Source organism: Chryseobacterium sp. ISL-6, from assembly GCF_018613715.1.
GTDB lineage: Bacteria > Bacteroidota > Bacteroidia > Flavobacteriales > Weeksellaceae > Chryseobacterium > Chryseobacterium paludis.
This window is the reverse complement of record NZ_JAGGPT010000001.1, coordinates 369,702-393,067: the sequence shown is the minus strand read 5'-3', so window position 1 is coordinate 393,067 and position 23,366 is coordinate 369,702. Positions and strand designations below refer to the sequence as shown.

18 protein-coding genes are annotated in these 23,366 nt (G+C 36.7%); all 18 read left to right on the top strand.

Annotated elements, in window-relative coordinates:
• Nucleotides 1-2 precede the first annotated feature (2 nt).
• The 18 genes from J7E44_RS01825 to J7E44_RS01740 all read left to right on the top strand — a co-directional run bounded on the left by J7E44_RS01825 (nucleotide 3) and on the right by J7E44_RS01740 (nucleotide 23,359).
• Entirely contained in the window at nucleotides 3-1,115 is a 1,113-nt protein-coding gene (locus J7E44_RS01825) for an aminotransferase class I/II-fold pyridoxal phosphate-dependent enzyme (RefSeq protein WP_214824951.1), read from the top strand.
• 79 nt (nucleotides 1,116-1,194) lie between these two features.
• Complete coding sequence (bioD, locus tag J7E44_RS01820; RefSeq protein WP_214824949.1) at nucleotides 1,195-1,803, top strand: dethiobiotin synthase; 609 nt, start codon at nucleotides 1,195-1,197, stop codon at nucleotides 1,801-1,803.
• Nucleotides 1,796-2,791, top strand: a complete 996-nt coding sequence (gene bioB, locus J7E44_RS01815) for a biotin synthase BioB (protein ID WP_214824947.1) — start codon at nucleotides 1,796-1,798, stop codon at nucleotides 2,789-2,791. Before bioD ends, bioB begins: the two co-directional genes overlap by 8 nt.
• A gap of 143 nt (nucleotides 2,792-2,934) precedes the next feature.
• Complete coding sequence (gene bioA / locus J7E44_RS01810; RefSeq protein WP_214824945.1) at nucleotides 2,935-4,218, top strand: adenosylmethionine--8-amino-7-oxononanoate transaminase; 1,284 nt, start codon at nucleotides 2,935-2,937, stop codon at nucleotides 4,216-4,218.
• 321 nt (nucleotides 4,219-4,539) lie between these two features.
• Nucleotides 4,540-5,466, top strand: a complete 927-nt coding sequence (locus tag J7E44_RS01805) for a helix-turn-helix domain-containing protein (RefSeq protein ID WP_214824944.1) — start codon at nucleotides 4,540-4,542, stop codon at nucleotides 5,464-5,466.
• Nucleotides 5,467-5,577: 111 nt separating this feature from the next.
• Nucleotides 5,578-6,318 (top strand): SDR family oxidoreductase, encoded by a 741-nt coding sequence (locus J7E44_RS01800; protein WP_214824943.1) that lies wholly within the window; start codon nucleotides 5,578-5,580, stop codon nucleotides 6,316-6,318.
• A 165-nt stretch (nucleotides 6,319-6,483) separates the two neighbouring features.
• Nucleotides 6,484-7,239 (top strand): SDR family oxidoreductase, encoded by a 756-nt coding sequence (locus tag J7E44_RS01795; RefSeq protein WP_214824942.1) that lies wholly within the window; start codon nucleotides 6,484-6,486, stop codon nucleotides 7,237-7,239.
• A gap of 107 nt (nucleotides 7,240-7,346) precedes the next feature.
• Nucleotides 7,347-8,186, top strand: coding sequence for an SDR family oxidoreductase (locus J7E44_RS01790; RefSeq protein WP_214824940.1), 840 nt, complete (start codon nucleotides 7,347-7,349; stop codon nucleotides 8,184-8,186).
• 133 nt (nucleotides 8,187-8,319) lie between these two features.
• On the top strand, nucleotides 8,320-9,240 hold the full coding sequence (locus tag J7E44_RS01785) for a helix-turn-helix domain-containing protein (RefSeq protein WP_214824938.1): 921 nt from the start codon (nucleotides 8,320-8,322) through the stop codon (nucleotides 9,238-9,240).
• Nucleotides 9,241-9,288: 48 nt separating this feature from the next.
• Nucleotides 9,289-9,996 carry a DUF421 domain-containing protein gene (locus tag J7E44_RS01780; RefSeq protein WP_214824935.1) on the top strand — a complete coding sequence of 236 codons (708 nt, stop codon included), beginning with the start codon at nucleotides 9,289-9,291 and terminating at the stop codon, nucleotides 9,994-9,996.
• Between the two features lie 179 nt (nucleotides 9,997-10,175).
• Nucleotides 10,176-12,023, top strand: a complete 1,848-nt coding sequence (locus J7E44_RS01775; RefSeq protein ID WP_214824933.1) for a chloride channel protein — start codon at nucleotides 10,176-10,178, stop codon at nucleotides 12,021-12,023.
• Between the two features lie 43 nt (nucleotides 12,024-12,066).
• Nucleotides 12,067-12,747: a response regulator transcription factor gene (locus tag J7E44_RS01770; RefSeq protein WP_214824931.1), complete on the top strand. Its 681-nt coding sequence runs from the start codon at nucleotides 12,067-12,069 to the stop codon at nucleotides 12,745-12,747.
• Nucleotides 12,747-14,114, top strand: a complete 1,368-nt coding sequence (locus J7E44_RS01765) for a HAMP domain-containing sensor histidine kinase (RefSeq protein WP_214824929.1) — start codon at nucleotides 12,747-12,749, stop codon at nucleotides 14,112-14,114. The genes J7E44_RS01770 and J7E44_RS01765 overlap by 1 nt, the downstream gene beginning before the upstream one ends.
• Nucleotides 14,115-14,213: 99 nt before the next feature.
• Nucleotides 14,214-14,912, top strand: a complete 699-nt coding sequence (locus tag J7E44_RS01760; RefSeq protein ID WP_214824927.1) for an MgtC/SapB family protein — start codon at nucleotides 14,214-14,216, stop codon at nucleotides 14,910-14,912.
• Nucleotides 14,913-15,037: 125 nt separating this feature from the next.
• Complete coding sequence (gene mgtA / locus J7E44_RS01755) at nucleotides 15,038-17,743, top strand: magnesium-translocating P-type ATPase (RefSeq protein ID WP_251040447.1); 2,706 nt, start codon at nucleotides 15,038-15,040, stop codon at nucleotides 17,741-17,743.
• A 69-nt stretch (nucleotides 17,744-17,812) separates the two neighbouring features.
• Nucleotides 17,813-18,952: an efflux RND transporter periplasmic adaptor subunit gene (locus J7E44_RS01750; RefSeq protein ID WP_251040446.1), complete on the top strand. Its 1,140-nt coding sequence runs from the start codon at nucleotides 17,813-17,815 to the stop codon at nucleotides 18,950-18,952.
• Nucleotides 18,953-18,960: 8 nt separating this feature from the next.
• On the top strand, nucleotides 18,961-22,059 hold the full coding sequence (locus J7E44_RS01745; RefSeq protein ID WP_214824925.1) for an efflux RND transporter permease subunit: 3,099 nt from the start codon (nucleotides 18,961-18,963) through the stop codon (nucleotides 22,057-22,059).
• 1 nt (nucleotide 22,060) lies between these two features.
• Nucleotides 22,061-23,359, top strand: coding sequence for a TolC family protein (locus tag J7E44_RS01740; RefSeq protein WP_214824923.1), 1,299 nt, complete (start codon nucleotides 22,061-22,063; stop codon nucleotides 23,357-23,359).
• Nucleotides 23,360-23,366: the final 7 nt, after the last annotated feature.

Sequence of the window (23,366 nt, the reverse complement as noted above, 5' to 3'; positions counted from 1 at the left end):
AAATGTCAGCAGGTCAGTTTGTTCAATGGCAACAGGCATTAGATAAGAGAAAGGAACAGGGAATCTTCAGGTCTTTAAAGAATAGAACTGAAGGAGTTGATTTTTATTCTAATGACTATTTAGGTTTAGCCAGAAATAAGGAGCTTCAACAATTATTGCTTGAAAAAGTTCAGGACAATCCAGCATTATTATCTGGAAGTACAGGATCAAGGCTGATTAGTGGCAATAGCATAATAGCTGCAGAAACTGAAGAATTTATTGCCGCACAACATCAATATGACTCAGCATTGCTTTTCCCCTCCGGATATAATGCTAATCTGGCGTTATTTTCAACACTGCCCGGAAGGCAGGATACGATTATCATTGATGACCAGATTCATCGGTCAGTACACGATGCTTGTATGATGTCTCATGCAAAAAAAACAAAATTCAAACATAATGATCTTGATAGTTTAGAAAATAAACTTCAACGAACTGATGGCACATGTTATATCGCAATAGAAAGCTTGTATTCGATGGAAGGAGATTTTGCTCCACTTCAGGAAATTGTTCAACTCGCTGAAAAATATTCTGCAGGTTTATTGGTTGATGAAGCTCATGCTTTTGGAGTTTTAGGATATGGAATGGTTGCAGAACATCAATTACAGGATTATGTCTTGGCTACCGTAATTACCTATGGTAAAGCACTTGGTGCTCACGGTGCAGCAATACTGACCAATGAACTGATCAAAACCTATCTTATCAATTTTGCTTCTCCTTTTATCTATACTACTTCTGCTCAGGATATACAGTGGATGTCCATAAAAATTGGGTATGATTTTCTTCAGATGCATCCTGAATTATCGCTAAAGCTCCAGTATAACATAAACATTTTCAGGGCACAGGCTATTAAAACTCCTTCTTCAGAAAACAGTCCTATACAGGCAGTTATAATCCGGGATAATCAAAAATTAAAAATCTTACAAAATAATTTATCTGAAAAAGGAATGCTTACATACCCTATCTATAGTCCTACTGTAAAAGAAGGTACAGAAAGGTTACGTGTTTGTCTGCACAGCTTTAATACCGAAGAAGAAATTATAGAGCTTGTCAGAACACTTAAAGAATTTATATAAGAAAGTAAAATCGTGAAACAATAAAACAGATGGTCAATTCTGGACTTTTATCATTTCACATTTACGAAAATATTGAAACATGAAATTATTTATCACCGGAATAGGAACCGAAATAGGAAAAACCGTTTGTTCTGCTATTTTAACTCAACATTTTAAAGCAGATTATTGGAAACCAATACAATCGGGAGACCTTCATAACACGGACAGTATGAAAATCAAAGATTGGGTAGGAAGCGGGGTAGTCTGTCATCCTGAAACCTATCGTTTACAATTGGCCGCATCACCTCATCAATCTGCTGCGGAGGAAGGAATACAAATTCGGGTTGATGATTTTCAATTACCGGAAACATCAAATTCTCTTATTGTAGAAGGAGCTGGGGGATTGATGGTTCCCGTCTCAGACAATGAATTAATGATTGATCTCATCGAAAAGTTAAGACTTCCAGTGGTCTTGGTCGTCAGAAATTATCTGGGGTGTATCAACCATACTTTATTATCAATAATGGCATTGAAAGAAAAAGGATTATTGCTCGAATATTTAATCCTAAACGGAGAATTTCCTCCTGATACTGAAAGGGTAATAATCAATTATACAAGTAAAAAAACAAAAATAATCAGAGTTCCGGATGTAGATCTTATTACAAAGGAAAAAATAGAATTAATCGCAAACAATTTACAAAATGGATAAAAAAACAGAACTTAGAAATGACTGGACCAAACAGGAAATAGAAGAGATATTTAATCAGCCTTTAATGGAGCTTATTTACAAGGCGGCTACTGTACATCGCGAATGGCATAATCCGGAAGAAATACAGATATCTACTTTATTATCTATTAAAACAGGAGGTTGTGTGGAAGACTGTTCCTACTGTGGACAGGCAGCACGTTATCATACCAATATCAAAGTACAGGCTTTATTGCCTACAGAAAAAGTAATTGAACACGCCCAGAAAGCAAAAGACTCAGGCTCTTCAAGATTCTGTATGGCTGCCGCATGGCGTGAAGTTCGTAATAACCGTGATTTTGACCGGGTTATTGATATGGTAAAAGGGGTGAACGAATTAGGATTAGAGGTATGTTGTACACTAGGAATGCTCACAGAAGAACAGGCGATAAGACTTCAGGAAGCAGGACTTTATGCCTATAATCACAATCTGGATACTTCAGAGCAGTATTATGAAGAAATCATTTCTACCCGAACATTTGACAACAGAATTAACACCATCAATAACGTTAGAAACGCCGGAATAACAGTATGTTCCGGAGGAATTATAGGTCTTGGAGAAACCAATGGTGATCGTATTTCCATGTTATTGACATTGGCAACAATGCCCAGACACCCGGAATCAGTTCCAATTAACGCTTTAGCGAGAGTACCTGGAACACCTCTTGAAAACAATCCAAAAGTAGATACCTGGGAAATGGTAAGAATGATCGCTACCGCAAGAATTGTCATGCCTTCATCAATGGTTCGTTTAAGTGCCGGCCGAATCGAAATGACAGAATCTGAACAGGCATGGTGTTTTATGGCCGGAGCCAACTCAATTTTCACAGGAGAAAGAGAAACGTTACTAGTAACACCAAATCCAGGCGTATCTGAAGATATGCAGATGCTGAATAATCTGGGGCTGAAACCAAAGAAAAGAGCAGAAGAAGTTTGGATGAACAGTTTATAATAGTTGAAAATTGAAAGTGGAAAGTTGAGAATTCCGAGATTCGAAGTTCGGGGTTTGAGAGCATTAGGGTTTAATTAATCTAACTTCTAATATCTCCAATTTTTCATAAATACATTTTACATCAGTACATAAATACATTTTAAATGGACAACGAATTAAAAAAAAGAGACCGGGCTGTCAACTGGCATCCGTATACTCAGATGAAAACGGCTGATGATGCTATTCCTATCATCAGGGGAAAAGGAGTATACCTTTATGACAATGAAGGAAAAAAATATATTGATGCAGTTTCTTCATGGTGGGTTACCTTACACGGACACTCCAATCCATATATTGCTCAACGTGTATTTAACCAGCTGAATACCTTAGAGCAGGTTATTTTTGCAGGTTTTACTCATGAACCGGCTATACAGCTTTCGGAAAATTTACTAAACCTGCTTCCTGAAAATCAAGGGAAAGTTTTCTACTCGGATAATGGATCAACGGCTGTAGAAGTAGCATTAAAAATGTGTATCCAATATGCTTATAATCAAGAAAAAGCAAAAACGAAAATACTGGCTTTTAAAGATGCTTATCATGGGGATACTTTCGGCGCCATGTCTGTAAGTGGAAGAAGTGTATGGACGCAGCCTTTTGGAGAAATGTTGTTTGAAGTTATCTTTATTGAAACTCCTAATTCTGAAAATCTCGAAGCATTAAAAGATCAGATTGAACATATCGCTGATGAAGTGGCATGTTTTATCTATGAACCTTTAATACAGGGAGCAGCAGGAATGCTTATGCATTCTCCGGAAGACCTGAGTGAATTGATGAGGTTTTGCAGGGCAAAAGAAATTATCATGATTCAGGATGAAGTTTTTACAGGATTCGGAAGAACCGGAAAGCTGTTTGCGGCAAACCATCTTTCCGAAAAACCTGATATTATGTGTCTTTCAAAAGGATTAACAGGCGGTACCATGCCAATGGGTATAACCACTTGTTCAGGTGAGATCTTTAGTGCGTTTTTATCTGATGACAAATATAAAACGCTATTTCATGGTCATTCATTTACAGCCAATCCTCTGGCATGTACTGCAGCATTAGCCAGTATGGAACTTTTATTACAGGAAAATACGCAATTTGCTATACAGAGAATAAGTAAACAACATACTGATTTTACAAAAATCCTTAGCCAGCATCATCTTGTTAAAAATGTACGTCAGACTGGAACCATTTTAGCCTGGGAATTGAGTACAGATCATGAGACTTCTTATTTTAATGAAATAGGAAAAAAGGTGTATGATGAGTTTTTATCAAGAGGAATTATTATGCGCCCGCTTGGAAATGTAATGTACCTGGTTCCTCCTTATTGTATCACTTCTGAAGAGCTGGATTTCATCTATACAAATATCGTAGAAGTCCTTAACCTATTTCTAAAACAGAAATAGCTCATACTCTCGCTGCTGGCATAAACTCAACAGATTAAAAAACACAAAATCCAAATCTGCTCAATCTGCCCGATCTGCGAGAGTATATTTTTAAACTTATCTTTATTTTTTATTTCCTGTAGATCTGCAGATGGCGCAGATCTTATCTAAAATCACAGAATTGAAATCAATCTATTATTACACTTAAGCAAGGCGAAATCTAATTTAAAAACCTGCTTAATCTGCAAAATACGTGATAACTGTTGATCAATTACCCTTTTCTTTGTAACAATATTCATAATTTTGCTTTCTACAGAATTCAATAATTTTAAACGATTGACTATGGAAGATCTTAATTTTGAATCCAATTCATTATTTGAATTATATACTCATTTAAACCTGCCGGTAAACCTGATTGATGCCACGGAGGGATTTTCTGTTTTTAATTTAAAAGATATTGGTTTTAAACTTCCTTATCAATCAACTTCCTACCGTCCGAACTTTTTTTCCTTTCTGTTTATAAAAGACGGTTCCGGACATTATACGATCGATGAATATACATTTGAAGTAAAACCTCATTCTGTATATTTTACAAACCCCAGCAACTACAGGACTTTTGGATGGGATAAAATTGAAGAGATCTACCTGATCACCTTTGATGAAACCTTTCTGAAAAAGTATATCAGCAAAGAAATCTTCGATGATTTTCCTTTTTTATTGACTGAAAAGATCAAACCTAAAACCGTTACAGATGAATTCTATGAAAAAGCAGAGCATATCTATCTTCAGATTCACTCTGAATATATGACCAATTCTTCAGAGAAGTATAAAATTATCGGTCATTTACTTGCTGTTTTATTTTATAGGATAAAAGAATATTTCTGGCAGGATTACGATCCTATTTATGAAGGTAACAGAAGTTCCCAGATTGTAAAATCCTTCAAACAGCTTTTAGAAAAACATTATCGGGACTTAAGCTCAGATCAGGTAGAAACAGTCTTCAGAGTCCAGGATTATGCCAACGCACAAAATCTACATCCTAACTATCTAAGTTCTGTTATTAAAACCAAAACAGGAAAACCTATTGCTACATGGATTGCTGAAAAGACAATTTCTGAAGCTAAATCTTTATTAAAAAACTCTAGCATATCCATTAAGGAAATCACATATAAACTTGGGTTTTCTGAAACAGCCCACTTCAGCAATTACTTTAAGAAACATACCCATACTACACCAGTTCAATATCGAAAAGAACTGAAAGTAAAGTAATAATACTTTCCAACACATTTGAAATTTGCAAATAATGCTTTATTATTTGCAACAAATACCACTTGTTCTCAATCTACCTTTGTCATGTAAAATTAAAACATCAAAAAAGACATGAACAATTTATCAGGAAAAGTAGTATTAGTAACAGGAGCTTCAAAAGGAATAGGAGCTGAAGTTGCCAAAAAACTAGCAGAAGCCAATGCGAAAGTAATTGTAAACTACGCAGGAAGTAAAACGGAAGCTGAAGCTGTAGTCAGTTATATCAAAGAAAATAATGGTGATGCCATTGCAATACAGGCAGATGTAAGTAAGACGGAAGACGTAAAATCACTTTTTGATCAGGCTATCGCTCATTATGGTAAAATAGATGTATTGGTAAACAATGCAGGAGTGATGATCACTAAAACTATTCTCGAAACTACAGATGAAGAATTTGACCGCCAATTTAATATCAATGTAAAAGGGGTCTTCAATACCCTTCGTGAAGCGGCGACTAAATTAGCAGACAACGGAAGTATCATCAATTTTTCAACATCTGTTAACCGATTGATGTTACCAGGATATGCAACATATGTAGCAACAAAATCTGCGGTAGAACAGCTCACAAGAGTTTTCTCAAGAGAGGTCGGAAACAGGGGAATTAATGTTAATTCAGTATCTCCCGGACCTACAGCGACAGCACTTTTCCTTAATGGAAAACCACAGGAAGTGATCGACAGACTTGCTTCATTAAATCCTTTTGGAAGAATTGCAGAAACCGATGATATCGCTAGTGTAGTTGTATTTCTCGCTAGTGATGAAGCCAAATGGATCAATGCTCAAAATATTGGAGTAAACGGAGGAATGGCTTAAATAATTAAGAGATGAAAGTTAAGAGTTTCGGAATCCGGGTTTAACTAATCTATTAATATTTAACTTCTGATTTTTCAATTACTATCTCTTGCTTTTAACCCTCTGCTTTCAATTCTTTATTCTTTATTCTTTATTCTCTCTACTAATTAATATAAAAATAAAAAAATGAACAATAATTTACACGGCAAAACAGCCTTAATAACTGGCTCTGCCCGAGGATTGGGAAAAGCTATCGCAGAACGATATGCCGCTTTAGGAGCAAATATCGTTATCAATTATTCTAAAGACAAATCATCAGCAGATGAAGTGGTTTCCAATATTAAAGCGATGAATGTAGGCGTAATTGCAGTACAGGCAGACGTAAGCAAAGTAGCTGAAATAGAAAAACTTTTCAATGAAGCTAAAAAAGCTTTTGGAAAAATAGATATTGTTGTTGCTAATGCAGGAATAGAAATGGTAGAAACTCCTGTAACAGAATTTACTGAAGAGCAGTTTGACCGTTTATTCAGTATCAATACAAAAGGAGCCTATTTTACCATGCAGCAGGCAGCTAAAAGTGTAGAGAATAATGGCCGTATTATTTATATTGCTTCCAGTACGACAGCTTTTCCTGTTCCCGGGATGGCAGTGTATGGCGGAAGTAAAACAACACCGAGGTATATGGTAGATGTTCTTTCGAAAGAAATTGGACACCGTGGCGTAACCGTTAATTCTATTATCCCTTTTGCAGTAGACCACTCCGGTATTTTTGCTGAAGAAAACAGTTATCCCGAATTAAGAAAATCGTTAATAGACAGCTGTCCAATGGGTAGACTGGCTGAAGTAGAAGATGTAGCCAATGCTGCAGAATTCTTTGCCAGCGAGATGTCCTCATTTGTCAATGGGCAGCATTTATTAGTAAACGGAGGAGCTACTCAGTAGTTTTCAAACTTTTTTCAGAGCCCCGTTTCGGCTTGTTTTTCGCTCATTTCGGTTTATTCAGACTTTGTGAAAGTATAGAAATTTGCAGTGTACTTAAAAACAAAAAAATGAATAAAACCGTATTAATCACCGGAGCATCATCAGGTATTGGAAAAGCTGCTGCACACTATTTTGCAAAGAATAACTGGAATGTTATTGCCACTATGCGAAATCCTGAAAAAGAAAAGGAACTGAATCTATATGAAAACGTACTGGTTACTGAGCTTGAAGTAACAGAGGAAGATTCCATTCATAGTGCGATCCAGCAAGGAATCGATCAATTTGGAAAAATTGATGCTGTCATCAACAATGCGGGATATGGGCAACAGGGGATTTTTGAGGCCGTAACTCAAGAAAAGATCAAAGCTCAATTTGATGTTAATGTTTTTGGAGTTATGAATGTTACCAGAGCTATTTTACCTCATTTCAGAGCCCATAATTCGGGTACCGTTCTAAATATTACCTCAGGAGCAGGTAGGGTAACAACACCGTTACTTTCTATTTATAGTGCTTCAAAATTTGCTGTTGAGGGGTTTTCAGAATCATTGGCATTTGAACTTAATTCTCAAAATATTAAAGTTAAAATTGTAGAACCCGGATATATTGCTACCTCCTTTTATGAAAGAGCCAATGAAGAATTTGCATTCGATCCTACATTGGAAGATTATAAAGATTTCTCTGAAGAAATGGCATCATTTTTTAAATCATTTGAAGGAGGTGATAATTTATTCTCATCAAATGATGTGGCCAAAGTGATCTATACAGCAATTACAGATGATACCAATCAGCTCCGTTATACTGCAGGTCCCGATATCGAACAATTATTTGAGATCCGCAACAGCAAACCGGATCAGGAATATGTAGATTATCTTAGAAAAATATTTATGCCTAATGGGTTTAAAAATTAATATAAGACTCATAAAAGTCTGCAATAAACATATTGCAGACTTTTTAGCTTATTTCCCTACTTTTGTAGGTAGAGTCTGCAATGGGAATGAGATTAAAATTACATTTTCTTATTATAATTAAAACGCTATCAAAATGATTGATCAGTCTATAAAAAAGAGCAATCTGACTTACTTTGATTCCATTTCAGAATTGACCAAGGCTTTTGGTATTCCACAACCATTACACCCTTTAATTGTTTTGTTTGATCATGACAAAGTTTCTTCAGAATCAGAAGTGCAACAATTGGTTACAAATTTTTATATGTTATCTTATAAAAGTAACCTTAAAGGGAAATTAAAATATGGACAGGGACATTATGATTTTGATGAAGGAGGATTAATTTTTGTTGCTCCCAATCAGGCATTATCAGTGGTCGATGGAAAAGACTTGTGCAAAGGCATGAGTATCTTTTTCCATCCAGATTTCCTACTGTCTTATCCGTTAGGAAAGACCATTGCCAAATATGGATTTTTCTCTTATCACATTAATGAAGCCCTTCATTTATCGGAGCGTGAAAAATTAAAAATCATCAGTATTTTTGATGATATAAAGCAAGAGCTGGATTCATCAATTGATGAGGTAAGTCAGGATCTTATCGTTTCCTATCTGGAGGTACTTCTTAATTACAGCAATAGGTTTTATAAACGTCAATTTATTACAAGGAAGCCTGTAAATCATACCATTATCGAAAAATTTGAAGATCTTTTATCAGATTATTTCAATGATGAAATATCTTTAAATAAAGGTTTGCCAAGTGTGAAATATTTCTCAGATAAACTGAATCTCTCTTCAAACTATCTGGGAGATTTATTAAGAAATAACACAGGTTTAAATACTCAGCAACACATTCATTTAAAGCTCATTGACAAGGCTAAAGAAAAATTAACTTCAACTGATCGCAGTATTTCTGAGATTGCTTATGAATTAGGTTTCGAGCATCCGCAGTCTTTCAATAAATTATTTAAAGCAAAAACAAAACAGTCTCCGCTACAATACAGGCAGTCTTTGAATTAGATATCGGGTGTGGCTCATTTTTTGGATATTCCTTCTAAATTAATTTCTATGTTATCCATATTTCTCTTAGAGCTTAACTGGAAAGAATTATTAATGGGACACGAAGAATGGTCATTTATCCTGGAAATCATTCTGCGTACAGCCATTATGTTTTTAACAATCATTATTGGACTTCGGATTTTAGGTAAAAGAGGAGTGAAGCAGCTTTCTATCTTCGAACTTGTTGTTATAATTGGTTTGGGTTCTGCAGCCGGTGATCCTATGTTCAATAAAGATGTTGGAATTATATCTTCCATTATTGTTTTTATAGTTATTATTCTGCTTTACAGCATTGTCACTTTCTTAATAGGGAAGTATAAAAAGATTGAACAGATCATCGAAGGGAAATCTATATGTCTGGTTCAGAACGGTCAATTTTCAATTGATAATTTCAAAAAAGAAAACCTGGGCAGTGATGAATTTTTTGCTGAATTAAGATTAAAAGGAATCTCCCAACTTGGACAGATTGAAATGGCTATAGAAGAAATTTCCGGAGAGATCAGTGTATTTTATTTTGAAGATATCAATGTAAAATATGGGCTTCCGATCATGCCCGATTCCCTGGAACAAACAATCAAATATATTGATACAGAAGGTCATTATTCCTGTACTTTTTGTGGTCATACAGAAATAAAACACCCAGGAAAGGCTGGAAATTGTTCTGTTTGTAAAAAAGATGAATGGGTATTGGCAAGCAATAAAAAAAGAATCACATAAAAAATCCCTGCTTTTTTCCATATATTTGTTATTCTTATGTACGTCTATTTAAAATCGGCGTAAAAAAGTCACTAATTATTAATCCTTTTTTTAACATTAGTTCTATCTTTATATGGTCTTTCTGTATAAAGTAATGGAAGAATACTTATAAAAAACAGTCAAATACCCAATAGCCACCCGTGAAGATTCACAATAAAAGAAAATACCTTAGTTTTCTTAAATTTAAAAGAGACTTTCAAAAATATGGTCTCGAAAAAGTTCGCAGTTATGAGCTTATTCTTCATTGGTTAAGTAGCAGGTTAAGCCGTAGCCAATTTCTTATTCTTTCGGGTATTTTAGTAGGATGTACTGCCGGACTGGCAGGTGTGATTCTAAAAACTTTAGTCCATACCATCCACTATTTCATTGTCAACAAAGTTCATTTTGAATATCAGATCCTTTTCTATATTGTTTTTCCTTTTTTAGGGATTGTACTGACAACGAGTATTGTACTTACCTTATTTAAAGGGCAAGACAGAAAAGGGATCGGAGCCATTCTTTATGAAATTGCTCAAAATTCCAGTATTGTTTCTTCTGTAAAAATGTATTCACAGATAGTTCAGAGTGCAATCACAGTTGGACTTGGGGGATCTGCCGGATTGGAAAGTCCAATTGCTGTTACCGGTGCCGCTATTGGCTCTAACTATGCTCAGACCTACCGGTTAGGATACAAAGAAAGAACTTTACTCTTAGCTGCGGGAGCTACGGCGGGTATTGCATCCGCATTTAATGCTCCGATAGCAGGGGTGATGTTTGCATTTGAAATACTGCTGACAGGAGTTGTTTTTTCAGACTTTATTCCATTAGTGGTTGCTGCAGTATGTGGAAGCCTTTTATCAAGGATATTACTTCAGGAGGACATCCTTTTCAGATTTCATACCAGAGAATCATTTAATTATCATAATGTTCCATATTATTTAATACTTGGAATAGTAACCGGTTTATATGCGCGGTATTTTGTGGTTATTTCCCAAAAGGTCGAGCATTTTATTAAAGCGCTTAAAGTTTCCCGTATCCGTAAAGCTATGATCGGAGGAGCTGCACTGTCTTTACTCTGCGTATTATTTCCGCCATTATTTGGAGAAGGCTATGAAACTGTAAAAGACTTCACCAATGGAAATGCACACTCGATCATAGAAAATAGTCTTTTCAGATATTTTGAGATAGGAAACTGGACTGTTATTTTATTTCTTGTTCTTATCTGCCTCTTAAAAGCTTTTGCTACTTCTATCACTATTTTCAGTGGTGGGAACGGAGGTAACTTTGCTCCGTCGTTATTTGCCGGGGGTACAGTAGGTTTTCTTTTTGCCATGATCTGTCAACAAATTGGTTTTGAAGATGTACCTGTTACCAACCTTGTTCTTGTCGGAATGGCTGGAGCAATGAGTGGAGTATTGTATGCACCTCTTACTGCTATTTTCCTTATCGCTGAATCCAGTTTCGGATATGATCTATTTATTCCGTTAATGATCGTTTCTGTGATGTCATATCTAATGGCAAAATGGTTTTCACCAATATCTCCGGAATTAAAAAACATGGCTGATGAGGGAAAAATATTTACGCATGAACATGATAAAAACCTGATGTCTTCTCTCCGTACAAAAGATTTGATTGATATAGATTCTCAGATCGTTAATTATGATGCACCCATTAATGATCTGTATGAATTAATTAAAAATGGGAAAAAGAATATATTCGCAATAGTAGACGATGAAAAAATGCTCAAAGGAATCTTAACCTTAGATGATATACGTCCACTTCTTTTTAACCGGGACAAAGATGTATCATTTACAATCCAACAGATCATGAAAGCACCACCCGCTGTTATTCATCCTGAAGATGAGCCTTTAAAGATCATTCAGGTTTTCGATGAAACAGGAGTGTGGAATTTACCTGTTGTAGATGTACATAATCGATTTATAGGATTTATTTCAAAATCTACCGTTTTAATGAGTTACAGAGAATTACTAAAAGAATACTCCGACTAAAACTTTTTCATTTACCGAAACAATATTTGATACATTTGTACTTATGAACATCCTAATCATAGAAGATGACCAAAGAGTAGCCCAACTTACGCAAAGAGGTTTGGAAGAACAGGGTTTTATGGTAACGTTGGCTTATGATGGGCTTTCAGGAAAAAAATTAGCATTACAAAATGATTATGCTCTGGTCATTACAGATATCGTTCTTCCTAAGATGGATGGTATTGATCTTTGCAGGGAAATACGTCAGATCAAACCAGATTTAGCGATCATTATGCTTACTGCTTTGGGAACAACAGACGACAAGGTGGAAGGTTTTGATGCTGGTGCAGATGATTATCTGGTAAAACCCTTTGAGATGAGGGAATTATTGGCACGCATCAGGGTTTTATTAAAAAGAAATAATAAATCATCCAAAAACCTGGGCTTTATTTTGCGATATGCTGATCTTGAAATGAATCTCCATACCAAAATGGTCAAAAGAAATACTAAAGATATTAATCTTACTCCCAAAGAATTCAAATTACTGGAGTATATGCTGCAAAATCCAGACAGGGTTTTATCTCGTGTAGAGATTGCTGAAAAGGTATGGGACACCCATTTTGATACCGGAACCAACTTCATAGACGTGTATATTAATTATTTACGAAAGAAAATTGATAAAGATTTTGATCAGAAGCTCATCCATACCAAATCTGGTATGGGATTTATCCTTAAATTAGAGTAATGCAAATCAAAACCCGGCTTACCATATTATTCACCATTATTACAGCAACTATTTTATTGATATTTGCATTTGTAATCTACTTCTCTGCAAGCAAAAGTCGTGAAACTGAGTTTTATGCACTTTTAAATAAAGAGGCCTTTACAAAAGCAAATTTGTTTCTCAAGGCAAAGGTAGATAAACGAACTTTGCAGGAGATCTATCATAACAACCGTAAAACATTAAATGAAGTAGAGGTAGCCATTTATAATACTGATCATCAACTTTTGTATCATGATGCAGTAGATATTGATTTCGTAAAAGAAACTCCAGAAATGCTTAATGAGATCAATTCTAAAGGCTCCATAAGCTTCTATCAGAATAGCTGGCAGGTAATTGGAGTAGTATATCAGCATCAGGGGCAAAAATACCTTGTTACCGCTGCTGCCTATGACCAATATGGATACAGTAAGGTTAATAATTTACTAAAAACAATCGTCATTGTATTTATATTCTCAATCATTATCATCTTTCTGGCTGGAAGAATATTTTCCAGAAAAGCATTTCAGCCTGTCAATGAAATGACAGAAAAAGCAAGAAACATTTCAGCGACCAATCTTGATCTGCGTTTAGAAACCACCGGAAATAAAGATGAACTGTCCCAACTTGCCAATACATTCAACGATATGCTGGATCGTTTGGAAAGTTCTTTTGATGCTCAGAAAAACTTTGTATCCAATATTTCCCACGAATTAAGAACACCACTTGCGGCGATTATTACCGAGCTGGAACTTTCTATTTATAAGGACCGAACTACTGCTGAATACAAAATGGTAATCAATAACGTATTGGATGATTCTAAAAGACTGGTTCGCTTATCCAATAGCTTATTAGATTTTGCCAAAGCAAGCTATGATCCTACCGAAATTTCATTCAAGCCTGTAAGGATCGATGAGATATTACTGGATGCCCGCCAACAGGTTCAAAATTATAACCATAATTATAAAATTGATCTTAATTTTAAAACTGATATTGATGATGAAAATCAAATTTCAGTTAATGGTAATGAATACCTCTTAAAAGTAGCATTTGTCAACCTTCTTGAGAACGGCTGCAAATTTTCTGATGATCATAAAAGTACGGTCTCCATTATATTCAGTGATGATCAGGTGATTCTGGCATTTTCTGACCTTGGAATAGGTATTTCAGAAAAAGACATGAACTTTATTTTCGCGCCATTTCACAGAGGGGAAAATAAAGAATTTGCAGATGGTAATGGGATAGGGCTTCCGCTTACCAAAAAGATTGTTGATCTTCATAAAGGTACGATCAATGTATCTTCACAAAAAAACACAGGAACTACTTTTACTGTGGAATTACCCCATTTATAATTTCTCTAATAAAATTCTAATTTTTTTCTACAGATTCTCTAACCGGGTCTAAGGCAGATAGTACAGACCTTTGTGCCAGCAAATAAAAGAAGAGGACTCATGGGAATACTGGAATTTACAATAAGACTTTTAAGCGGAATGTTATTAGGTTCCGCCATTGGTATCGAAAGACATTGGCGTCAAAAAAGTGCGGGTTTGCGTACCAATACTTTAGTCTCCCTTGGCGCAACAGCCTTCATTCTTCTTTCTATAAAAATAGGTGGTGATGCTACCGGAAGAATTGCTTCATATATTGTGAGCGGTATAGGCTTCCTCGGTGCCGGAGTTATCATGAAAGACGGACTCAATGTACAGGGACTTAATACTGCTGCAACGATATGGTGTTCTGCTGCAGTAGGTGCCTTAAGCGGCATGGGTTTACAAATGGAAGCCGCAGTAGTTACCGTTACCGTTATGTTTACTCACATTATTCTCCGCCCGATAGGGATTCAGCTCAACAGATTAAGCTTCGTGAAATCCGGCAATGTACAAACCGATTATCTCTTTACCATAAAATGTACGGCAGAAGTAGAAAATCATATCCGGGTATTGCTAATGCAAATGCTGGGTAACGATGAAAAACTATTGCTTAAATCCTTATCGAGCGACGATACTGACAATAATGTCATCATCACCGCGGTCATCGTAACAGCAACACCCCAGGACAGTCTTATCGAACGAACGGCAAGCCGCCTTACTATTGAAGAAAAAGTACATAAGGTCAGTTGGGAGATTATAGGAACCCAATCGGAATTATAATCTCTTTTTACCCTTCAGGAAATACTGCCATCTCAGGCAATCTTATCAATATTCATTACAACAAACATCAGCTTCTATGAAGCAGGGTATTCTATTCCTTTAACTCATAAACAAAATGAGGAATCATGTTAAAGCTAAAAGAAAAAATTAAAAATCCATTTCATTCCGTGATTAATTCTGACGGAATGAATGTAGGAACTATTACCAAGCTGCAGAATGCATCCAGCCAGGATCATAAATTCGTATTCGCTATGCTGGAAACCAGTGAAGAGGGCATAACAAAAATAACGGCGGATGAACGTAAAGCCAGATTTGGGCATAATGAAATTCAGCACCAGAAAGCTCCAAAATGGTATATACAGCTGCTAAAAGCTTTTGCTAATCCATTTATTTATATCCTGATGGCTATTGCATCGGTATCATTTCTCATTGATGTATGGCTACCTTCTGCAGAAGAACGGGATTATAAAACAGTGATCGTTGTATCTATTATGATACTGATCAGTACTTTGCTGCGTTTCATCCAGGAATACAGAAGTAACAATGCTGCCGAAAAACTGAAAAGTATGGTCAAAACGACAGCTACTGTTCTTAGAAAATTTCAAGGTAAACAGGAAATACCGATCAGCGAGCTCGTTCCGGGGGATATCATTTATCTGTCTGCAGGAGATATGATTCCGGCTGACTGTAGAATTGTCGTAAGTAAAGATTTATTTGTGAGTGAAAGTATGCTTACAGGCGAAGCATTACCCGTAGAAAAAAACCATCTTCCTATCCGTAATGCTGAAAATAAACAGGTTATCGAACTCAACAATCTCTGCTTTATGGGAACCAATGTTGTAAGTGGTTCTGCAACTGCTGTCATTGTGGTTACCGGAAGCTATACCTATTTTGGAAGTATCAGTAAATCCATCACTGGAGAACGTCCTGAAACTAGCTTCGATAAAGGAATTAATAAAGTTAGTTTTCTATTGATCCGCTTTATGCTGGTTATGGTTCCTGTGATATTTTTAGTCAATGGACTTGCCAAAGGAAACTGGCTTGAGGCATTATTGTTTGCTATTGCTGTTGCTGTAGGATTAACTCCCGAAATGCTGCCTATGATCGTTACTGCTAATCTTGCCAAAGGTGCCGTAAACATGAGCAAGCGTAAAGTCATTGTAAAAAGATTGAATTCCATTCAGAATATTGGGGCAATGGATATCCTTTGCACTGATAAAACAGGAACCCTTACGCTAGATAAGATCGTTCTTGAAAAACACCTAAATGTACATGGAATAGAAGATGATGAAGTGTTGAAATGGGCTTATCTCAACAGCTATCATCAGACAGGACTGAAAAACCTTTTAGACAAAGCCGTTCTGGAACATGTTGAACTTCATGACTATCTTAAAGTAGAAGAACAATATCTTAAAATAGACGAGATCCCATTTGATTTTCAACGCCGCAGAATGTCTGTTATCCTGAAGATGAATAATGGGAATCATTTACTTATCTGTAAAGGAGCTGTCGAAGAAATGCTGGAATTATGCAGCAAAACTTTTGACCCTGGAGACAACAGAAATATCCATATTGAAAATGATAAAGCTGTTCCCATGGATGATGCGATGCGCAAGATCGTCTTGAAAACTTCAAAAAAAATGAATGAAGAAGGGCTACGTGTGATTTTGGTTGCCATCAGAGAATTTGACGCTTCACATCCGCTTACGTACACATTAGAAAGTGAAAAAGATCTTACCCTAACAGGTTTTATTGGTTTTCTGGATCCTGCTAAACCATCTGCTAAACCAGCAATTGAGGCTTTACAAAAATTAGGCGTTAGTGTAAAAGTACTCACTGGAGATAATGAGATTGTTACCCGCAAGATCTGTAAAGATGTAGGGATTCCGGTACATCATATTATTAACGGAAGAGATCTGGATGAAATATCAGATGAAATATTGGCAGAAAGAATGGATTCAGTTTCTGTATTTGCTAAACTAAATCCTTTGCAAAAAGTTAGGGTAGTACAGGTTTTACGCAGCCAGGGACATACTGTTGGTTTTATGGGAGATGGAATTAATGATGCAGCAGCCCTCAAAGAATCCGATGTAGGGATCAGTGTGGATACTGCTGTTGATGTAGCGAAAGAAAGTGCTGATATCATCCTTCTCGAAAAAGACCTTATGGTACTAAGAAAAGGAGTGATCTATGGGCGAAGAACCTTTGGAAATATCATTAAGTATATCAAAATGACAGCAAGCAGTAATTTCGGGAATATGTTCAGTATGTTGGGAGCCAGTGCATTTCTTCCATTTCTTCCAATGCTGCCGGTTCATTTACTGATCCAGAATTTATTATATGATATCTCACAGATTTCTATTCCCTGGGACCGAATGGATGAAGAGTTTTTAGAAACCCCTAAAAAGTGGGATGCAGGCGGAGTGGCTAAGTTTATGTTCTTCATCGGACCAATAAGTTCAATCTTTGATTTTGCAACATTTGCGGTTATGTATTATGTATTTAAAGCAAATACAGCTGAACATCAGACCTTATTCCAGACAGGATGGTTTGTTGAAGGGCTACTCTCACAAACCCTGATCATCCATATGATCCGGACGAGAAAAGTACCTTTCATACAAAGCTGGGCTACAGCACCTGTGGTTGCTTTAACCTCATTGATTATGATCGTAGGAATTCTTTTGCCATTTTCTCCTTTTGCCACCGCATTAAAAATGCAGCCTTTACCGCTGAGTTATTTCCCTTGGCTATTAGGGATACTCACTTGTTATTGTCTGCTTACTCAATGGATAAAAACATGGTTCATCAAGAAATTCAATGCCTGGCTATAATCACACAAAGAAGCTGTTTTGTTTAAAACGGTTTCATTTAAAAAATAAACAATTAAAAATATTAACGTAATGACGATCAAATCAAAACGATTGAGGAGCGGTATGCCAACAATGCTCATACTTACTACAGCCTCAGTGATCCTTTACTCCTGCAGTGGTAAAAAAGAACCGTCTGAAAATACGAATTCTTATATTACCAAAGGAGACACTATTGCTCTGCAAAAAAACTCTCCAATTACTTCTAAACTGAAATTATATACGGTAAAGGAAGAAGAATATAGTCCCAATCTTATCACGGTCGGAACAGTTAAGGCCATTCCCAATACCTATGCTGAAATAGCTTCCCCATTTGCGGGAAGGATCTTAAGATCCTACGTTAAACTGGGACAAAAGGTGATACCTGGATCACCTTTGTTTTCAATAAGTTCTATAGATTATTTTGCAGCACAAAAAGACTATCGTGACGCTCAGCAGGAATATCACCAATCGGAGCTTAATCTTAAACGTCAACAGGATCTTTTAAAACATGGAGTAGGCATACAACGAGAAACTGAAGAAGCTGCTACTGAATATCAGATAAAAAAAACAGCACTTTCCAACGCTTCTGCAGCATTAGGGATTTTTAAAAACACTGGTAAAATGTCTGCCAACACACCATTAGTTGTTGTATCACCAATTAAAGGAGAAGTCGTAACCAATAATATTGTGATAGGGCAGTATTTAAAAGAAGATGCACCTCCGATTGCGGTAGTTGCTAAATTATCCAAAGTCTGGATTGCGGGGCAGGTGAAAGAAAAAGACATCCGTTTTCTTCAGAATCTTACTGGAGTGGAAGTAAATATCAGTGCCTTACCTGATCAAAAAATTACAGGAAAAATATACCATATCAATGAAATTGTAAATGAAGAAACACGAAGCGTAGAGGTTTTGGTGGAATGTGATAATAACGAGCGTCTTTTAAAACCCGGAATGTTTGTGAATGTAAAATTTACCAATACTTCAGAAAAGAAAATCTTTGTCCCTGCTAAAGCTGTCCTTCAGTTCAATGACAAAAATTATGTTCTGGTACAGACATCAAAAAATGAGTATGTAAAAAAATATGTAGTAACAGGGATCACAGAAAATGATAAGATTCAGATTATAAATGGATTAAACTCTGGAGAAACCATTATCAGTGATGGAGCTTTTTACTTATTAGATGCTAAATAAAAGACTCAATGAAAAACATATTAAACAATATAATTGCTAAACGATGGCTAATTCTGGCATTGTTTACACTACTCGCTCTTTTTGGATACTACTCATGGAAACAACTCTCTATAGAAGCTTATCCAGATATTGGAGATGTTACATCACAGGTCGTAACACAGGTTCCGGGCTTAGCAGCTGAAGAAATTGAACAACAGATTACTATTCCTATTGAGCAGGCTATCAATGGACTTCCCGGAATGCACGTGATGCGGAGTAAAAGTACTTTTGGATTATCCATGGTCACTATTGTATTTAACGATGGGGTAGATGACTACTGGGCAAGAACAAGAATTAAAGAAAGACTGGGTGATCTGGAACTTCCTTATGGAGTAGCTCCCGGACTAGATCCTTTAACATCGCCTACAGGAGAGATATACCGATATATTATTGAAAGTAAAACCCATGATCTCCGCGAGCTTACTGATCTGCAGAATTTTGTGATCATTCCTAAAATAAAGCAGGTTTCAGGAGTCGCTGATGTAACTAATTTTGGTGGAATTACCACTCAGTTTCAGGTAGAACTGGATCCTGTAAAATTGGAACAGTACAATATTTCCCTTAAAGAAGTCGCAGAGAAACTGGAAGCTAACAATGCTAATTCCGGCGGAAGTGTAATGAACAGGGGAGACCAGTCTTATGTTATTCGTGGTATAGGCTTGGTAAAGTCTTTAGAAGATATGGGCAGCGTAGTTGTAAAATCAGTCAATGGAACACCTGTTTATATGAATGATATTGGTAAAATAAAATACGGAAATCTTGAACGAAAAGGAGCACTAGGTTATTCTGATCAACGCGGTGTTAATTATTCTGATAACATTGAAGGTATTGTTTTATTACTGAAAGGTGAAAACCCATCCGTTGTATTGAAGGGAGTGAATGAAGCTGTTGATGATTTAAATAAAAACATTCTTCCAAAGGGTATCCAAATTCACGTTGTATTAGACCGTACAAATCTTGTTGACAACACTTTACATACTGTTTCTAAAACTTTACTTGAAGGAATGGCATTGGTTATCATTGTATTGATTGTATTCCTGGGAAGCTGGCGTGGTGCATTACTTGTTGCCATTACAATACCATTATCTCTGCTCATTGCATTTATATTAATGCATTTTACCAATATTCCAGCTAATCTTTTATCGCTTGGAGCTATAGACTTCGGAATTATTGTAGATGGTGCTATTGTCATGCTGGAAACTATTTTAAAGAAAAGGGAAGATCACCCTGAGGACGAGCTGGAAGAGAAAACAATTACCCAGAAAGTAAAAGAGGTAGCCAAACCTATATTTTTCGCTACCATCATTATAATCACTGCTTATTTACCATTGTTTGCTTTTGAAAGAGTCGAAAAAAAGCTATTCACCCCAATGGCATTTACAGTAGGATATGCATTAATCGGAGCATTAGCTGTGGCATTATTTCTGATTCCTGGATTGGCTTTTGTGATCTATAGAAAGCCCCGTAAAATTTACCATAACCGCTGGTTAGAAAAGTTAGGAGCAGCCTATCATCGCAGGGTTCAGAAGATCATGAGCCATCCTAAAAGGATATTTATCCCTTTAACAGTTATCCTGTTAACTACAGGAGTATTAACTGCAATCGTTGGAAAGGACTTTTTACCTCCATTGGATGAAGGGTCAATCTGGTTACAGGTTTCATTACCACCAGGCATTACCGTTGAAAAATCGAGGGAAATGAGCGATACCCTTCGTGCACGAACCCTTAAACATAAAGAAGTAACCTATGTCATGGTACAGGCGGGTAGGAATGATGATGGAACGGATGCATGGACACCCTCACATTTTGAAGTCAGTGTAGGGTTAAAACCTTATAGTGAATGGAAATGGGGTAGAAATAAAGCCGGCCTGATCAAAGAACTTGAAGCTGAATATGCAACAATGCCCGGCTATAATATTGCTTTCACCCAACCTATGATCGATGGGGTAATGGACAAAATCTCAGGAGCACACAGTGAACTGGTTGTTAAGGTGTATGGAAATGATTTCAAAGAAACCAGGCGGATCGCTGAAGAGGTGATGACGGCTTTGAAAAAGTTAAAAGGCGCAGTAGATCTTGCGATAGATCAGGAACCACCATTACCGCAGTTACAGATTAAAGTGGATCGTGAAAAGATTGCTCAATATGGACTAAATGTCTCCGATGTTTCAGACCTTATAGAAGTAGCTATTGGTGGAAAAGCCGTTTCAAAAGTCTATCAGGGAATTAAAGTCTATGACGTTATCACCCGTTACAATGAAACAAGCCGGAATACGCCTGAAAAAATTGGCAGCCTTATGCTAACAAGTGAGTCTGGAGCGAAAATCCCCCTTTCTCAGGTGGCAGATATACAAATGAATACCGGGGAAAGTATGATCGCCCGTGAGATGAATAAACGTCATCTGACAGTACGTCTCAACCTTCGTGGGATTGATCTGACTTCCTTTTTATCTAAAGCTGAAAATGCCATTGAAAAAAATGTACAGTATGATCATGAAAAATACAACATTAAGTGGGGTGGACAGTTTGAAAATCAGAATCGTGCCTACGGTAGGCTTTCGGTGATTGTTCCTTTGGCACTTTCTATCATGTTCATATTGCTTTATGGAGCCTTTCAATCATTTCGTCAGGCGGGACTTTTAATAAGTATTGTTCCGTTAGCCCTTTTTGGAGGAATGCTGGCCCTTAATCTCCGCGGAATGACCCTGAATATTTCATCTGCAGTAGGTTTTATCGCATTATTTGGGGTCGCTATCCAAAATGGGGTGATCATGATTTCACATATTAACGATTTGAGAAAAAAAGGGTATGATCTCAGAAGAGCTGTTATTGAAGGAGCTTCACACCGCTTCCGTCCTGTTTTAATGACGGCTACTGTTGCCATACTTGGATTATTTCCAGCCTCACTGGCAACAGGTATCGGATCTGATGTACAAAGACCTTTAGCTACGGTCATCGTTTACGGTCTCTTATTTTCTACCATCATTACCTTATTTGCACTTCCAGCTCTTTATTATCTGATAGAGAACAAATGGGGGAAAAATTTTAACGCTCCAAAAGAAAATTAAAATGATTATCAAAAACAAACATTTAAAGCTCTTTTTGAGCAGTATCATCCTCGGTATCTCCAGTATTATCAATGCTCAGAAAGTAGATACTACATTTGCTAAGGAGCCGATTGATTATCCTACCTACATCAATCTTGTAGGAAAGAACAACCTGGCTTATTCAGCAGAGAAATTTAATATTAACATCGCTGATGCAGCCATACAAACAGCCAGAATATTTCCGGATCCCCAACTTGGATTTGGCTGGTTTGATAACGGACAGCGAAGAATGAAAATGGGTTATGGTTTTAATTCTGAAGTAAGCTGGACCCTAGAGATGGGTGGGAAGAGAAAAGCACGAATAGAAGTTGCCCGTAATCAGGCACAGCTTAGCCGTCTTCTCTTGGATGATTATTTCCGTAACCTTCGTGCTGATGCAACATTATCTTATTTATCAGCTCTTCAAAGTCGAATTGTACTGGATGTGGAAGCTAATTCTTATGTGCAGATGAAGAAACTCGCAGAATCTGACAGTATCAGATTTAAATTAGGGGTTATCACTCAGGTAGATGCCCGGCAATCTAAACTGGAAGCGGGTACGATGTTAAATGATGTTTTTTCAGCAGAAGCAGAATGGAAAACTTCATTAGCAAATCTTTCGCTCTTGTCGGGGAAAACAAAAAACGATTCATTATGGTACCCTCAAGGTGACTTTTCCGGTTTTGGGCGTCAGTTTTCTTTACAGGATCTGATTATTGAAGCACAGAACAGCAGAGCCGACTTAAAAGCAGCATTACAAAGTAAAAATGTCTCCCAGAGTGTATTGAAGCAAGCTAAAGCAGATAGGGCAATGGATCTTGGATTATCGTTCGGTGTCAACAATGCTTCTTATGTAAGAAATACGATTGCTCCTACTCCTGCAATGACCACAGTGAATGCAGGAATAAGTATTCCTCTTAAATTCTCCAACAACCGATCAGGAGATTTGCGTGCCGCACAATATGGCACCTTACAGGCTGATGCTGTTTACAAACAAACAGAGCTTCAGATCCAAATCGAAGTTACCCAGGCTTATTATACCTATATCGCTGCTCAAAAAAAGGTAAATCAGTTTAAATCAGGTTTATTAACCGAAGCTCAGGCAATCCTTGATGGAAAAATGTACAGTTATAAGAGAGGACAGTCTTCTTTACTGGAAGTACTGAATGCTCAGCGTACCTATAACGATGTTCAACATGATTACTATGGAACTCTTCACGATTATGCTGTTGCTTTGGTAGAACTGGAAAGGGCTGCCGGAATATGGGATATTAATCTGTAATAAAAAA

Bases quoted from the DNA above. Each gene is read 5' to 3' on its own strand.
- J7E44_RS01825 (WP_214824951.1), top strand. From the start codon at position 3: ATGTCAGCAGGTCAGTTTGTTCAATGGCAACAGGCATTAGATAAGAGA.
- bioD (WP_214824949.1), top strand. From the start codon at position 1,195: ATGAAATTATTTATCACCGGAATAGGAACCGAAATAGGAAAAACCGTT.
- bioB (WP_214824947.1), top strand. From the start codon at position 1,796: ATGGATAAAAAAACAGAACTTAGAAATGACTGGACCAAACAGGAAATA.
- bioA (WP_214824945.1), top strand. From the start codon at position 2,935: ATGGACAACGAATTAAAAAAAAGAGACCGGGCTGTCAACTGGCATCCG.
- J7E44_RS01805 (WP_214824944.1), top strand. From the start codon at position 4,540: ATGGAAGATCTTAATTTTGAATCCAATTCATTATTTGAATTATATACT.
- J7E44_RS01800 (WP_214824943.1), top strand. From the start codon at position 5,578: ATGAACAATTTATCAGGAAAAGTAGTATTAGTAACAGGAGCTTCAAAA.
- J7E44_RS01795 (WP_214824942.1), top strand. From the start codon at position 6,484: ATGAACAATAATTTACACGGCAAAACAGCCTTAATAACTGGCTCTGCC.
- J7E44_RS01790 (WP_214824940.1), top strand. From the start codon at position 7,347: ATGAATAAAACCGTATTAATCACCGGAGCATCATCAGGTATTGGAAAA.
- J7E44_RS01785 (WP_214824938.1), top strand. From the start codon at position 8,320: ATGATTGATCAGTCTATAAAAAAGAGCAATCTGACTTACTTTGATTCC.
- J7E44_RS01780 (WP_214824935.1), top strand. From the start codon at position 9,289: ATGTTATCCATATTTCTCTTAGAGCTTAACTGGAAAGAATTATTAATG.
- J7E44_RS01770 (WP_214824931.1), top strand. From the start codon at position 12,067: ATGAACATCCTAATCATAGAAGATGACCAAAGAGTAGCCCAACTTACG.
- J7E44_RS01765 (WP_214824929.1), top strand. From the start codon at position 12,747: ATGCAAATCAAAACCCGGCTTACCATATTATTCACCATTATTACAGCA.
- J7E44_RS01760 (WP_214824927.1), top strand. From the start codon at position 14,214: ATGGGAATACTGGAATTTACAATAAGACTTTTAAGCGGAATGTTATTA.
- mgtA (WP_251040447.1), top strand. From the start codon at position 15,038: ATGTTAAAGCTAAAAGAAAAAATTAAAAATCCATTTCATTCCGTGATT.
- J7E44_RS01750 (WP_251040446.1), top strand. From the start codon at position 17,813: ATGACGATCAAATCAAAACGATTGAGGAGCGGTATGCCAACAATGCTC.
- J7E44_RS01745 (WP_214824925.1), top strand. From the start codon at position 18,961: ATGAAAAACATATTAAACAATATAATTGCTAAACGATGGCTAATTCTG.
- J7E44_RS01740 (WP_214824923.1), top strand. From the start codon at position 22,061: ATGATTATCAAAAACAAACATTTAAAGCTCTTTTTGAGCAGTATCATC.